We start from the raw sequence: 14983 nt of genomic DNA, 5'->3' as shown, positions 1-14983 counted from the left end.
GGGCGCCCCGTCACGCCGCCCTCTCCAGCGCGGTGTGGTCGATGGCGTAGGCCAACTCGCCCCCGGACAGCAGTCGTTCGGCCTCCTCCACCACGGTCAGGCCGAGCCGGGCCAGTTCGTTGCCCTGGGAGCCCGCGAGATGCGGGGTGACGAAGGCGTTGGGCAGGTCGAAGAGGGGCGAGTCGGCGGGCAGCGGCTCGGGGTCGGTGACGTCGAGGACGGCGTTCAGGCGTCCGGTGCGCAGTTCCCCGATCAGGGCGTCGTGGTCGACGAGGGCGCCGCGCGCGGTGTTGATCAGCACCGATCCGGTGGGCATCAGGGCCAGTTCGCGGGGGCCGACGAGGTGCCGGGTCTCGGGGGTCTGCGGGGCGTGCAGGGTGACGATGTCCGAGGTGCGCAGCAGGTCGTCGAGGGGCAGCAGGGGTACGCCGAGCCGCGCGGCCTCGGCCGCGTCCACGTACGGGTCGGCGAGGCTGACGTGGAGGTCGTAGGGCCGGAGGAGTTCGATGAGGCGGCGGCCGATGCGCGAGGCGCCGACGACGCCCACCCGGCGGCCGTGGTTGCCGATGCCGGGGACGACGTCGCCGTAGGGGAAGGTGCGGCGTGCGCGCAGCAGGTCCCGGAAGGCGAAGACGTCCTTCCCGGCGAGCAGGATCATCGCGAGGGTGTACTCGGCGACGGGCAGCGCGTTGGCGGCGGCAGCCGAGGAGACGACGATGTCGCGCTGCCAGACCTCGGGGGTGGTGAACCCCTGGACCGAGCCGGCCGCGTGCAGCACGGCTCGCAGCTTGGGGGCGGCGTCCAGGGCGGCCGCGTCCAGGCGGGGGCAGCCCCAGCCGGTGACGAGGACCTCGGTGCGGGCGAGGGCCTCCCGGACCCGTGGCTCGGTGAAGTCGTGCGCCACCAGAGTGGGATCGATTTCTACGCAGGCACGCAGCCGCGCGAGCACCTCCGGCGGAAAGATGTGCGGCACGTTCTGGGCGGTCATGGCGAACAGTGCCTGGGGACGCTCGGGCAAGGAAGTGACCTTCCGGCTCGGTGACGCACGGATAGCAACCGGTCTCTACGGTAGGTCGCCGCGAATGAGAGGGTCAATGGACACGCACTCACCCGGAGGGACGACAGGATGACGGGAACGGCCGGCACGGTGACCAACTGGGCGCGCAACATCACCTATACGGCGAAGGAGTTCCGCCGCCCGCGCTCGCTCGACGCGCTCCGGACCCTGGTGGCCGGGAGCCCGAAGGTGCGTGTGCTGGGCAGCGGCCACTCCTTCAACGAGATCGCCGACCCGGGCGCCGACGGCGTTCTGCTGTCGATCGCCGACCTGCCACCGGTGATCGACGTGGACACCGGGGCCCGTACGGTACGGGTCTCGGGCGGCGTCCGGTACGCCGAGCTGGCCCGCGCGGTCCACGCCCACGGCCTCGCGCTGCCCAACATGGCCTCCCTGCCGCACATTTCGGTGGCCGGCTCAGTGGCGACCGGCACCCATGGCTCGGGCGTGGGCAACGGACCGCTCGCGGCGGCGGTGCGGGAGGTGGAGCTGGTGACCGCGGATGGCTCGTCGGTGTCGATCGCGCGGGGGGACGCCCGCTTCGACGGTGCCGTGACCTCCCTCGGCGCGCTCGGTGTGGTCACCGCGCTCACGCTCGACCTGGAGCCGTCGTACGAGGTGGAGCAGTACGTGTTCACCGAACTGCCGCTGGCGGCACTGGACTTCGGGGCAGTGGCGGGGGCGGCGTACAGCGTGAGTCTGTTCACCGACTGGCGGGAGCCGGGCTTCAGGCAGGTGTGGGCCAAGCGCCGCACCGATCAGGCACCGGTGGACTTCCCGTGGGCCGCGCCCGCGACCGAGGCGATGCATCCGGTACCGGGCATGCCCACGGGCAACTGCACCGAGCAGTTCGGGGTGCCGGGGCCGTGGCACGAGCGGCTGCCACACTTCCGGGCGGAGTTCACACCGAGCAGCGGTGACGAGCTGCAGTCGGAGTATCTGCTGCCGCGATCGGCCGCCGTCGACGCGCTGGCCGCGATCGACGGCATGCGGTCGACGGTCGCCGCTGTCCTGCAGACCTGCGAGGTGCGTACGGTCGCCGCCGACCCGCAGTGGCTCAGCCCGGCCCACGGCCGCGACTCGGTGGCCCTGCACTTCACCTGGGTCGAGGACACGGCGGCCGTGCTGCCGGTGGTCCGCCGGCTGGAGGCGGTGCTGGACCCCTTCGACCCGCGCCCGCACTGGGGGAAGGTCTTCACCCTGCCGGCGACCGTCGTCGGCCGACGGTATGAACACCTCGCCGACTTCCGCACCCTGGCCCAAGCCCTGGACCCCACGGGCAAGTTCACCAACGCCTTCGTCCGGGACGTCCTGGCAGACTGACGGACAACCACGGACGCCGGACTTTCTCCACCCCCTTTCCTAACCCCTTGTCGAAAGCCCCTCCCAGCCCATAGCCTGACGCCGCGCCGGTGCCGACCTCGCCCCGGCCCGGTCCGACGGGATGGGAGGGGCAGCTCCGTGAAGCGCACATCACGTGACATCCGCACCGCGAACCGCTACGAGGTGCTGCGCCAGATCATCGCCGAGTCTCCCACCTCCCGGCAGGAACTGGCCGCGGCCACCGGACTGAGCCTCGCCACGGTCGCCACCCTCGTCGGCGAACTGCTGGACCTGCGCATGATCACCGAGGTCGGTTTCGAGGACTCCGCCGGTGGCCGCCCCCGGGGCCTGGTCGCCGTCAACGCGTCGGGGGGCGCGTTGATCGGCGTCGACATCGCGGAGACCTACGTCCATGTCGAGCTGTTCGACCTGGCGCTGAACGTGCTGGCCCGCGCCGACGAGGACATGCGGCCCGGCGAGAGCCGTCCCGAGCAGGTGGTCGGCCATGTCGCCGCCGCCGTCGGTTCGGTGGTCGCCCAGGCCGGGGTCGAGGCGGCCCGGGTGCTCGGCGTCGGGGTGAGCGTGCCGGGCCAGGTGGACCGGGACACCGGCATCGCCGAGTACGCGCCCAACTGGAACTGGCACGACGTCCCGTTGCTCGACCTGCTCGCCGAACACATCGCCTATCCCCTGTATCTGGACAACCCGCTGCCCGCCTGTGCGGTGGCCGAGCTGTGGTTCGGGGCCGCGCGGGGCCGCGGGGACGCCGTGGTGGTCAATCTCGGCACGGGGGTCGGCGCCGGCCTGGCGCTCGGCGGCGGGCTGCACCGGGGCGTGAGCAACAGTGCCGGCGAGTGGGGACACACCACACTCGTGCTGGACGGGCGGCTGTGCCACTGCGGCAACCACGGCTGCGTGGAGACGTACGTCGGCGCGCCCGGCATCATGCAGAACCTGCGCGAACTCAGCCCGCAGTCCACGCTGTTGCACCCCGAGGACCAGACGGCCACCATCGACGCGCTGGCCCGGGCGGTCGCCGCGGACGACCCGGTGGCGCTCAAGGTGGTCCGGGACACCGCCCGTTACCTGGGCGCCGGGATCTCCGACCTGATCAACCTCCTCAACCCCGAAGTGGTCGTGCTCAGCAGCTGGGTGGCGTCCCGGCTGGGCGAGCCGCTGCTCGGCGAGGTACGCGCGGCCGTCGCCCGGCACGCGCTGCGGCGGCCGCTGGCCGCCACCGAGATCGTCCTCTCCCCGATCCCCACCGACCCGGTGTCCCTGGGCGCGGCCACGTTCGCGCTGGAGGGGGCGCTGCAGTCCGTAGGGCAGCGGGGCGCGCCGGTGTCGAGGGCGCGAGCGCGCGGAGGCCCGAAGGGCTGAGCACGGTCGCGCCCTCGACACCGGCTTGAGGCGCCCCGCAAAGGAATCAACACGACCGGCACGAAGCGCACCACCGCACCCGCAAGGAGCCGTACCGCACCGCCTTCATGACGACGGAAGGGATGCACGTGTCTCACCCCCGCACCAGGAGATCCGTCCTGCTGACAGCCGCGGCCGCGCTGGTTGTCTCCGGAGCGCTCCTCACCTCCCCGGCCGCGAACGCCGCCGAACCCGCCCCCGCCGAGGTCTCCCCCCACGCCGCCCAGACCATCGACGACTTCGGCGCCTCGGGCGCCTGGTGGGTCAACGACCTCAAGAACTTCGACCCCAAGGTCCAGGCCCGCGTCGCCGAGCTGCTGTTCTCGCGGCAGGGCCTGGACCTGAGCGCGTACCGCTACAACATCGGCGGAGGCGGCACCGGCGTGACATACGCGCCGCGTGCCCCCGAGGACTTCCTGAACTCCGACGGCGGTTACGACTGGAGCAAGGACAAGGCGGGCCGGTACTTCCTGTACGCGGCCGCCAAGTACGGCGTGAAGGACCTGATCGGGTTCGTCAACAGCGCCCCCGCCGCCTGGAAGACGAACGGCAAGAGCTGCGGCGGCTATCTCAAGGCCGAGAACGAGCAGGACTTCGCCAAGTACATAGCCGACGTCACGGACCACTTCGCCCGGCAGGGCGTCCGGCTCGACTACATCAGCCCCTTCAACGAGCCGGACAACAGCTTCGCCGACTGCGGTCAGGAGGGCATGCCGGTGCCGGTCGACCAGCGCGACGACATCGTGCGCGCACTGGGCGCCGAGCAGCGGGCACGCCACCAGAAGACCGGCATCATCGCGGACGAGTCCAGCAAGACGACTCAGTTCAACTCCGAGCTGCCGCAGTGGATCTCGCAGCCGGACACCGCCCAGTACGTGTCCAAGCTGGCCCACCACACGTACGACAACCCGTCGGACGCGGACCGGGCGAAGGTCTACGAGACCTCCAAGGCGGCCGGAAAGCAGTCCTGGTCGACGGAGATCTGCTGCTTCGGCAAGGGCGGTACGGGCTGGGCGCAGGAGTACGACCCGACGATCGACGGCGGGCTGAACCTGTCGCGGATCATCTACAAGGACTTCGCGACCGCCCATGACTCGGCGTTCCAGTGGTGGGTGGCCCTGTCGGAGATGACCGGCAGCGACCCGCTGGCGAAGAACGACCACGGCTGGAACGACGGCCTGATCTACTACGACCCGAACTACGCCACGAACGGCAACCAGAGCCTGTACTTCACCAAGCGCTACTACGCGCTGGGCCAGTACAGCAAGTTCGTGCAGCCGGGCTCGGTCGCGCACAACGTGACCGGGGCGCCGGACGGCGTGGAGGTGTCGGCCTACGACCGGGACGGACAGTGGGTCGTCGTGGTGAACAACCACAACACCACAGCCACCCCCCTGAACCTTCACTTCAACAGCGCGACGCCGGTCCGGGCCACCCAGGCCGTGCGCACCTCGGCCGACGAGAACTGGGCCAAGGTCGCGAGGCCGGCCGTCGGCGGCGGTACGGCCACGGCGACGCTCGCGGCCCGCTCGATCACGACGTACGTCTTCGACCAGCGGGGTCACGGCAGTTCGGCGCTGACCGGGGCGCTGGTGGGCAAGCAGTCGAGCAAGTGCCTGACCGCCGACGCCACGGGTGCGGCGCTCGCCACCTGCACGGGCTCGGCCGGGCAGTCGTGGTCGTACGACGCGGACGGCACGCTCAAGGGTGCCAACGGCTATCTGACGGCCGGGGGTTCGGGTCTGACATCGTCCGCCGCGACCGGTGACGGAACGCAGCGCTGGCTGCTGAACTCCAACGGCCAGATCGTCAACGAGGCCTCGGGCAAGTGTCTGGACGTCAGCGGGCAGGCGACCGCCGACGGCAGCAAGGTGATCCTCTACAGCTGCAACGGCGGCACCAACGAGGCCTGGACCAGGCAGTAGTCCGCGCCACCCATGACCGAGGGCCGCCGGCCACATCCCTGAACCCGGCGGCCCTCATCTCCCTTTCCCCGAAGCCCTGTTCGGAATTCCGAACCGGACACAACGCTTCGAACAGACTTCGTCCAACCCCTTGCCGAAGCATTAGCCGAAGGTTAACGTCCCCGCACCGCAAGGCAATTCGAGCCAACTGGCTTTCAGGTGCAGAGCCGCGGCAGCACTCGACAGACAAGGACGTCAGCATGTCGGCACTGAGCAGCAACTGGGACCGCCGATCGATATTCCGGGCCGCAGCGGGCCTGGCCGCCGCCGGCACGCTCGCCGCGTGCGGCGGCAACAACGGCCGTGGCGGCGGTTCCGGTTCGGGCAAGAACCTCGTCCAGTACTTCCACGCGTACGGCGAGGCCGGCACCGAGCAGGCCATCAAGCGCTATGCCAAGGCGTACTCGAAGGCCGACGTGACCACGCAGTGGATCACCGGCTCGAACTTCGAGAGCAAGCTGTTCGCGTCGCTGCTCACCGACCAGGCGCCGGACCTGTTCGAGTTCCACCCGCAGATCCAGCTCGTCAAGAGCGGGCAGGTGGCGGACCTGACCGACCTCATCGACCCGGTCAAGGACGACTTCAACCAGGCCGACATCAAGTCGCACACCGTCGACGGCAAGATCTACGGCGTCCGGATGATCGACGACCCGCAGTTCTTCTTCTACCGCAAGTCCCTGCTGGAGAAGGCGGGCATCCAGCCGCCCACCACCCTGGACGAGCTGATCGAAGCGGCCGCCAAGCTCACCACGAGCAAGGTCAAGGGCCTCTTCCTCGGCAACGACCTGCACGCGGTGATCAACCCGCTGATCTGGTCGGCCGGCGCGGACACCCTCGACGACAAGAACCAGATCGCCTACCACACGGACGGCGTGGTCGAGGGTCTGAAGAAGATGCGGGGGCTCTTCACCAGCGGCCACCTGCTGCTCGACGCCCCGGCCGACTTCTGGGACCCGTCCGCGCTCAACCAGGGCCTGTGCGCCATCCAGTTCTGCGGCATGTGGGCCATGCCGCAGTTCCAGCAGACCCTCGGCGACGACCTCGGCGTCATGCCGTTCCCGAAGGTCACCGACGCGGGCAAGCCGTCCGTCTACAACGGCGGCTGGTCGATGTTCGTCAACGCCAAGGGCAAGAACGTCGAGGCGGCCAAGGAGTACGTGAAGTGGCTGTGGATCGACCAGAAGAAGTACCAGGAGGACTGGGCGACCTCGTACGGCTTCCACATCCCGCCGCGCGCCTCCCTCGCGCAGTCGGCGAGCAAGCTGAAGTCGGGCCTGCCGGCCGAGGGTGTGAAGCTCTTCGACGAGTACGGGCACTTCGACAACATCGGCTGGACCCAGGCGATGATCACCGCCACGGAGAACGTCTTCGCCGACTGCGTCCGCAAGGGCGGTGACCCGGAGGCCGCGCTCGACACGTGCGACAAGACGGTGAACGCCGAACTGAAGAAGCTGTTCGGATAGGCCGCCGGGCGGACCACGACATGTCGACGACCACCACGCGCGGCCTCGCGAGCCCCGCCCCGGCCGAGGTCACCAAGCCCCGGCCGCGGCGGGGGCTGCGCGCCGGCCGCACCTTCAACTTCTGGCTCTTCACCAGCCCGTTCCTGCTCGGGCTGATCGTCTTCGTCTACATCCCCATCCTCTGGAGCCTCTACCTCAGCTTCTTCGAGGCCCGCTTCACCGTCACGCCCAGCGACTTCGTCGGCCTGGACAACTACCGGGACATCTTCTCGGACAGCCAGTTCACCGGCTCGCTGGTCACCTTCACCGTCTTCGCCGCGTTCATCGTGCCCACCACCTGGGCGGTCTCCCTGGGCCTCGCCCTGCTGGTGAACCGCCTGAGGTTCATGCGGGCGTTCTACCGGTCGGTGTTCTTCCTGCCGACGGCGTGCAGCTATGTCGCGGCCTCGCTGATCTGGAAGATGTCCCTCTTCAACGGTGTGCGCTTCGGCCTGGCGAACACCGTCCTCGGCTGGTTCGGCGTCGACAACGTCGCCTGGCTCGCCAACCCCGACCCGCCCTGGTACTGGCTGGTCATCGTCACCGCCCGGCTGTGGCTGCAGTCCGGCTTCTACATGATCCTGTTCCTGGCCGCGCTGCAGAACATCCCGCAGGAGCTGTACGAGGCCGCGGCCATCGACGGCGCGAGGCCCGGCTGGCAGACCTTCCGGTACATCACGCTGCCGCAGCTGCGAGCCACGTCCACGGCCGTGATCCTGCTGCTGCTCGTCGCCGCCTACCAGGCCTTCGACGAGTTCTTCAACCTGCTGTCCAAGACGACCTGGGGCCGCCCGCCGCTCGTCGACCTGTACTACACCGCCCTCGGCCAGGACCAGAACTACGGCAAGGGCAGCGCCGGCGCCATGGTGCTGACCGTGCTGATCTGCGTCGTCACCCTGTTCCAGGGCAGGATCATGGGATTCGGAAGGGGTGACGAGTCCAGGTGACCACCACCGTGCCCGGGACCCGCAAGCGCGCCCGACGCGGCGGCGTGATGAGCTCCACCGGCCTCTACATCGCCACCGGCGTCGCCGCGCTCCTCTTCCTCGTCCCCTTCTACCTGCTGGTCCGCAACGCCCTGTCCACGGACCCGGAGATCACCGGCGAGAACTGGAAGTTCTTCCCCACCCACCTCCAGTGGGGCAACATCACCGAGCCGTTCGACGACCCCACGGTCGACTTCGGCCAGTCGATGTGGAACTCGCTGTTCGTCGGCATTCTGCACACGGTCGGCACGCTGCTCGTGTGCTCCCTCGCGGGCTACGCCCTGGCCCGCATCCCCTACCGGCACGCCAACAAGATCTTCTACGGCGTCCTGGTGACCCTCATGGTCCCCACGGCCGTCACCTTCGTCCCGAGCTTCGTCCTCGTGTCGTCCCTCGGCTGGGTCGACAGCTACCGCGGCCTCATCATCCCGGGTCTCTTCAGCGGTTTCACCTGCTTCCTGTTCCGGCAGTACTTCCTCGGGTTCCCGAAGGAGCTGGAGGAGGCGGCGCGCGTGGACGGGCTCGGCTACTGGGGCGCCTACTGGCGTGTCGTGGTGCCGAACTCGCTGAACTTCTTCGCCGCGATCGCCACGATCACCTTCATCAACGGCTGGAACTCGTTCCTGTGGCCGCTGGTCATCGGCCAGGACCCGAGCGCCTGGACGGTCCAGGTCGCGCTGTCGTCGTACATGACCAACCAGACCGTCAACTACCACCTGATCTTCATGGCGACCGCCATTTCCATCCTGCCCCTGCTGTTCGTCTTCCTCTTCCTCCAGCGCTGGCTGGTCCAGGGAATCGCGCAGACCGGCATCAAGGGCTGAGCTAGGAGACCGATGTCCTTCCGCACCACCACCAAGTACGTCGAGGACGTCTCGCCGGGATCCGGGGCGCTGCCGCCCCGGGCCTGGTACGCGTCCTCGGACGCCACGTCCCTCTCGCTGAACGGCAGCTGGCGCTTCAGACTGTCGGACACGGCCGACGCCGAGGACGACTCCTTCGCGCAGGACGGGTACGACGCCGGTGGCTGGGCGGAGGTGTCGGTCCCCGGCCACTGGGTCCTCCAGGGGCACGGCTCCCCCATCTACACCAACCACCTCTACCCGTTCCCGGTCGACCCGCCCCACGTCCCGACCGAGAACCCGACCGGCGACCATCTACGCGTCTTCGACCTGCCGGCCCACTGGCCGGCCGACGGCGGTGCCGTCCTGCGCTTCGACGGTGTGGAGTCCTGTGCCCGGATCTGGCTGAACGGCACGGACATCGGCGAGTTCAAGGGCTCCCGGCTGCCGCACGAGTTCGCGGTCGGCCATCTGCTGAAGGCGGAGGGAAACGTCCTGGCGGTCCGCGTCCACCAGTGGTCGGCCGGCTCCTACCTGGAGGACCAGGACCAGTGGTGGCTGCCCGGCATCTTCCGTGATGTCACGCTGCTGCACCGCCCGGCCGGCAGCGCCCTCGACTTCTTCGTGCACGCCTCCTACGACCATGTGACCGGCACCGGCACGCTGCGGGTCGACTCCGACGTGGACGGCCGGGTGACCGTCCCCGGCCTCGGCATCGACACCGCGACCGGCGAGCCGGTGACGGTGCCGGTCGAACCGTGGACGGCGGAGCGTCCCCAGCTGTACGACGGCGTGCTGGCCACCGAGGGCGAGCGGGTGCCACTGCGCATCGGCTTCCGCACGGTGGAACTGTCGGACGGCCTGATCAAGGTCAACGGCAGGGCAGTGCTCTTCAAGGGCGTCAACCGGCACGAGTGGCACCCGGAGAAGGGGCGCGCGCTCGACCTGGAGACCATGCGGGAGGACGTGCTGCTGATGAAGCGGCACAACATCAACGCCGTCCGCACCTCCCACTACCCGCCGCACCCCGCCTTCCTCGACCTGTGCGACGAGCTGGGCCTGTGGGTGATCGACGAGTGCGACCTGGAGACCCACGGCTTCACCGAGCAGTCCTGGCGGGACAACCCCGTCGACGACGACCGCTGGACCCCGGCGCTGCTCGACCGCGCCGCCCGCATGGTCGAGCGGGACAAGAACCACCCCTCGGTCCTCATCTGGTCCCTCGGCAACGAGGCCGGCACCGGCCGCGGCCTGACCGCCATGGCCGAGTGGATCCACGGCCGGGACTCCTCGCGCCTCGTGCACTACGAGGGCGACATCAACTGCCGTGACACGGACATGTACTCGCGGATGTACGCCGACCACGCCGAGGTCGAGCAGATCGGCCGCGGTCTCGACGGCGGCACCCACGAGCGCCGTGAACTCCCCTTCATCCTCTGCGAGTACGCGCACGCCATGGGCAACGGCCCCGGCGGACTCGCCGACTACCAGCGGCTCTTCGAGTCGTACGACCGGCTCCAGGGCGGCTTCGTCTGGGAGTGGATCGACCACGGCATCAAGGACGAGCGGTACGGCTACGCGTACGGCGGCGACTTCGGCGAAGAGCTGCACGACGGCAACTTCGTCTGCGACGGCCTGCTGTTCCCGGACCGGCAGCCCTCACCCGGCCTGGTCGAGTTCAAGAAGGTGATCGAGCCGGTCGCCGTCGAGGGCGACGGCAGCGGCGGCACCGTCCGCGTCACCAACAAGTACGACTTCGCCGACCTGTCCGCGCTGGCGTTCACGTGGTCGTACCAGGTGGAGGGCGAGACGGTCGACTCCGGCGCGCTGACGGTGCCCGCGCTGGCGCCCGGCGAGTCGGCCGAGGTGAAGCTGCCCGAGCCGCCGGCCGGCGCGCCCGCGGGCGAGGCTCACTGGACGGTACGGGCGGTGCTCGCCGCCGACACCCCCTGGGCGCCCCGGGACCATGTCGTCGCCTGGGGGCAGTTCGCCGTGTCCGCGCGCCAGGCACCGGCGGTCGCGGCGACCGACGGTCCGGTGCTCGGGGACGGCCTGATCACCCTCGGCCCGGCCTCCTTCGAAGCCCGCACCGGCGCGCTGCGCACCGTCGGCGGGGTGGCCGTCACCGGGCTGCGCCTGGACGTGTGGCGGGCGACGACCGACAACGACGACGGCGCGGCCTGGCAGACGGGCATCCGCCACGGTCTGCTGTGGCGCAGTCTCGGCCTGCACCGTATGCGGCACCGCCTCGACGCGGTGGAGCTGGGCGACGACGCGCTGACGGTCCGCACCAGGGTGGCGCCCGCGGCCCGGGAGATCGGGCTGTCGACCGTGTACCGCTGGACGTCGGACGGAACCCGTCTGCGGCTGACCGTGTCCGTGACACCGGAGGGCGACTGGACGGTGCCGCTGCCCCGGCTCGGCATCCGCTTCGGACTGTCCGCGGCCGACCGTGTGCGGTGGTACGGCGGCGGCCCCGGTGAGGCGTACCCGGACGGCAGGACGGCGTCCGCGGTCGGCCGCTGGGAGTCGACCGTGGACGACCTGCAGACGCCGTACGTCCGTCCGCAGGAGAACGGCGCGCGGGCCGACGTCCGCTGGGCGGAGATCGGCGGCCTGCGCGTAGAGGGCGACCCGGAGTTCTACTTCACCGCCCGCCGCTGGACCACGGAGCAGCTGGACGCGGCGGCCCACCGCACCGACCTCACCCCCGGCAGTGCTGTGTGGGTCAACCTCGACCACGGCCAGCACGGCCTCGGCTCCCAGTCCTGCGGCCCCGGCCCACTGCCCCAGTACTACCTGCTTGCCGAGCCCGCGGAGTTCTCGTTCGTCCTCTCCGAGACGCCCTCCTCGAAGACCGGTTGACCGACAGGGTCCCGACGCACCCGTGGCCGGACGGCGCCTGTTCGCCCGGCCGGCCACGGGTGCGTCACACATTAATGTTGAACAGTTTTCCCAACTATCCTTCAAAATCCAACATCTTGGCTGGACTTGGCATGAACATGTTCTCCATGCGACCCATGAGACGACTCCTCACCGCCCTCGCGGCCGGCGCCCTGACCTTCGCCGGACTCACCGCCTCCACCGGCACCGCCCAGGCCGCGACCACCACCGGCACGTTCAACGTGCTCACGTACAACGTGGCCGGCCTCCCGGAGGGCCTCAGCTCCAGCCATCCGGACACCAACACCCCGCTGATCTCACCGCGGTTGGCGGGTTACGACATCGTGAACGTCCAGGAGGACTTCAACTACCACGCGGCGCTGTACGCGGGCGACAACCACCCGTACCGCACGGCCACCAGCGGCGGCGCCGGCATCGGAGACGGCCTCAACACCCTCTCGAAGTACCCGTTCGAGGACTTCGAGCGGGTCAAGTGGAACGACTGCACCGGCACCAACTGCCTGACCCCGAAGGGCTTCACGCTGGCCCGGGTGCGTCTGGCCGAGGGTGTCTTCGTCGACCTGTACAACCTGCACCCCAACGCCGACGACACCGACGACGCCCTCGCCGCCCGCCGCGCCAACATCGCCCAGGTGTCGGCGTTCATCAAGGCCAACTCGGCGGGCAACGCGGTGATCGTCATGGGCGACACCAACACCCGCTACACCCGCGCCGGCGACAACATCCGCACACTCGTCGACGACAACGGCCTGACCGACGCGTGGGTGCAGCAGGTGTCGAGCGGTACGGCACCCACGCAGGGCGCCGACCCGCTGCTGTGCCCGACGTCGGCTCCGTCGAACGACTGCGAGGTGGTCGACAAGGTCCTCTACCGCGGCAGCAACCTGGTGAACCTGACGGCCACCCGCTACAACGACGAGTGGGCGAAGTTCCTGGACTCGTCCGGCGGCAACCTCTCCGACCACTTCCCGCACACCGTCGACTTCTCCTACACCCTCAACCCCAAGCTCCGCGCGAGCGACTTCTTCGGCGGTCCGCACGGCACGGCCTTCAACGACGCCGACGACCTCCCGGCCGCCCTCGCCCCGCGCACGCTGACCCTGCGCGGCGCCGCCCGCCTGGACGCGGTCTCCCTCACCCACGACGGCGGCACGGTCCTCGGCCACGGCGGTACGGGCGGTACGGCGACCTCCCTGACCCTGGCCTCCGGCGAGCACCTCACCTCGGTGAAACTGACGGAGGGCCAGAAGGACGGCCGCACCCGGATCTTCTCGGCCACCTTCGGCACCGACAAGGGCCACACCCTCTCCGCCGGTACGGCCACCACGGACACCGCCACCTTCACCGCGCCGTCCGGCTGGCAGATCGTCGGCTTCACCGGCCGCTCCGGCGACGAGATCGACAAGCTGGGAGTGCTGTACGCACCGATCAGCTGAGCGGGACGTCCGCCCAGACCGCCTTGTACACGCCGTCCGGGCGGAGTTCCACACCCCACTTCTCCGCCAGCGCCTCGACCATCAGCAGCCCGCGCCCGCCCTCGTCCGGCTCCCCCTGCGCCCGCATGGGGAGCCGTTCCACGCGCGCATCCAGCACCTCCACGCGCACGACCTCCCCGTCCAGCAACAGCCGTACGCGGAAGCCGCGCCCCCGGACCCGACCGTGTCGTACGGCGTTCGCGGCGAGTTCGGCGGCGATGAGGGTGACGGTGTCGCTCACCTCGCTTCCGTGTGCGAACCCCCATACATTCATCCGGTTCGCCACCAGTTGCCGCGCCTGCCGGGCGCCGTGCGGTGTCGCGCTGAAGAGCTGGGTGAACGTACGTTGCATGCCCCAAACCGTCCCGCCGGGCAGGGGAGTCGACCAGCGACAGAACTCGTACGCTGCGCACTGTACGAGTTCACGCTCTGGACAGTCGCCGTGACGTTCCGTGACCCTTGGTCGACATGACCGACAGCACCATGAGCATCGCGCAGACCACCAACGAGCCCGAACCGTCCGACAGCCTGAAGGCGTTCGGCGCGGCGCACAAGGCCTTTCGCAAGCGGGCGGGTTACACGCAGGAGCAGTACGCGCCGCTGGTCGGGTACCAGCCGGCGACCATCGCTTCCATCGAGCAGGGGCGGCGGTTTCCGCCCCGGGCGTTCGTGGAGCGGGCGGAGAAAGTCCTGGACGCATTCGGCGTGTTGAGGGAGGTGTACAAGCACGCGACCAGGGAGAAGGGGCTGGCCTCGTGGTTCCGGCAGTGGGCGGAGCTGGAGGAGCAGGCGATCAGTCTGTACACGTGGGAGAACCGGTTCGTTCCGGGGCTGCTGCAGACGGAGGCGTACGCGCGGACGCTGTTCAGTGAGCGAATCCCGATGTTCGGCGACTCGGAGATCGAGGCCCAGGTGTCGGCCCGACTGGAGCGCCAGTCGCTGCTCAAGGACCGGCCCAACACGTTGTTCAGTTTCATCGTCGAGGAGCACGTACTCAGGCGGCTCACCGGCGGCGCGGACGTCATGCGGGAGCAGATCGAGTACATCCTGGAGGCGACGGAACCCCGCAACGTGGAGTTCCAGGTGATGCCAATGTCCCGCGGGTTCCACGCCGGGCTTAACGGCCCCGTCCAGCTACTGGAGACCCCCGAGAACGAGTGGTTCGCCTACTCCGAGGGGCAGGAAAACGGCCAGTTCATCGTCAAGCCGAACACGATCAGTGTGCTCCACATGCGGTATGCGAAACTTCGCTCACAGGCTCTGACCCCGGAGGACACCCGGAGCCTGCTGGAGCGGATGCGAGGAGCGCTATGAGCACCACCGAACTGGCCTGGTTCAAGAGCAGCTACAGCGGCGACAGCTCCGGAGACTGCATCGAAGTGGCCACCGCCCCCACCATCATCCACGTCCGCGACTCCAAGAACACCACCGGCCCCCAGCTCGCCCTCGCCCCGGCCTCCTGGACGGAGTTCGTGGCGTTCGCCGCCCGCGACCGCGGGTGAGGTCGGAGC

The 14983-nt window shown here is 69.5% G+C and carries 12 protein-coding genes; 10 read left to right on the top strand and 2 right to left on the bottom strand.

Annotated features, from left to right (window positions below):
* Positions 1 to 10 precede the first annotated feature (10 nt).
* Positions 11 to 1018, bottom strand: coding sequence for a hydroxyacid dehydrogenase (locus ACFYZZ_RS02360; protein ID WP_389170426.1), 1008 nt, complete (start codon positions 1016 to 1018; stop codon positions 11 to 13).
* Positions 1019 to 1126: 108 nt separating this feature from the next.
* On the opposite strand from ACFYZZ_RS02360, the gene ACFYZZ_RS02355 reads away from it, so the two are divergent.
* The 8 genes from ACFYZZ_RS02355 to ACFYZZ_RS02320 all read left to right on the top strand — a co-directional run bounded on the left by ACFYZZ_RS02355 (position 1127) and on the right by ACFYZZ_RS02320 (position 13433).
* On the top strand, positions 1127 to 2380 hold the full coding sequence (locus tag ACFYZZ_RS02355; protein ID WP_389170423.1) for an FAD-binding protein: 1254 nt from the start codon (positions 1127 to 1129) through the stop codon (positions 2378 to 2380).
* A 138-nt stretch (positions 2381 to 2518) separates the two neighbouring features.
* On the top strand, positions 2519 to 3760 hold the full coding sequence (locus ACFYZZ_RS02350) for an ROK family transcriptional regulator (RefSeq protein WP_389170420.1): 1242 nt from the start codon (positions 2519 to 2521) through the stop codon (positions 3758 to 3760).
* Between the two features lie 122 nt (positions 3761 to 3882).
* Entirely contained in the window at positions 3883 to 5724 is a 1842-nt protein-coding gene (locus ACFYZZ_RS02345) for a glycoside hydrolase (RefSeq protein WP_389170418.1), read from the top strand.
* A 239-nt stretch (positions 5725 to 5963) separates the two neighbouring features.
* Complete coding sequence (locus tag ACFYZZ_RS02340) at positions 5964 to 7226, top strand: ABC transporter substrate-binding protein (protein ID WP_389170415.1); 1263 nt, start codon at positions 5964 to 5966, stop codon at positions 7224 to 7226.
* 20 nt (positions 7227 to 7246) lie between these two features.
* Positions 7247 to 8212, top strand: coding sequence for a carbohydrate ABC transporter permease (locus ACFYZZ_RS02335; protein ID WP_389170412.1), 966 nt, complete (start codon positions 7247 to 7249; stop codon positions 8210 to 8212).
* Positions 8209 to 9075, top strand: coding sequence for a carbohydrate ABC transporter permease (locus ACFYZZ_RS02330; protein WP_389170409.1), 867 nt, complete (start codon positions 8209 to 8211; stop codon positions 9073 to 9075). Before ACFYZZ_RS02335 ends, ACFYZZ_RS02330 begins: the two co-directional genes overlap by 4 nt.
* 12 nt (positions 9076 to 9087) lie before the next feature.
* Positions 9088 to 11958, top strand: a complete 2871-nt coding sequence (locus ACFYZZ_RS02325; protein ID WP_389170406.1) for a glycoside hydrolase family 2 TIM barrel-domain containing protein — start codon at positions 9088 to 9090, stop codon at positions 11956 to 11958.
* Positions 11959 to 12113: 155 nt separating this feature from the next.
* Positions 12114 to 13433, top strand: a complete 1320-nt coding sequence (locus ACFYZZ_RS02320) for a jacalin-like lectin (RefSeq protein ID WP_389171969.1) — start codon at positions 12114 to 12116, stop codon at positions 13431 to 13433.
* Here the strand turns inward: ACFYZZ_RS02320 and ACFYZZ_RS02315 are convergent.
* Entirely contained in the window at positions 13426 to 13824 is a 399-nt protein-coding gene (locus ACFYZZ_RS02315; protein ID WP_389170403.1) for an ATP-binding protein, read from the bottom strand. The genes ACFYZZ_RS02320 and ACFYZZ_RS02315 overlap by 8 nt on opposite strands.
* A gap of 116 nt (positions 13825 to 13940) precedes the next feature.
* On the opposite strand from ACFYZZ_RS02315, the gene ACFYZZ_RS02310 reads away from it, so the two are divergent.
* Entirely contained in the window at positions 13941 to 14786 is an 846-nt protein-coding gene (locus ACFYZZ_RS02310) for a Scr1 family TA system antitoxin-like transcriptional regulator (RefSeq protein WP_389170400.1), read from the top strand.
* Positions 14783 to 14974: a DUF397 domain-containing protein gene (locus ACFYZZ_RS02305; RefSeq protein ID WP_389170397.1), complete on the top strand. Its 192-nt coding sequence runs from the start codon at positions 14783 to 14785 to the stop codon at positions 14972 to 14974. Before ACFYZZ_RS02310 ends, ACFYZZ_RS02305 begins: the two co-directional genes overlap by 4 nt.
* Positions 14975 to 14983: the final 9 nt, after the last annotated feature.

Origin of the sequence: Streptomyces sp. NPDC001816, from assembly GCF_042892235.1 — a bacterium.
In the GTDB taxonomy this organism is placed as follows: domain Bacteria; phylum Actinomycetota; class Actinomycetes; order Streptomycetales; family Streptomycetaceae; genus Streptomyces.
This window is presented reverse-complemented; position numbering and strand designations above follow the sequence as displayed.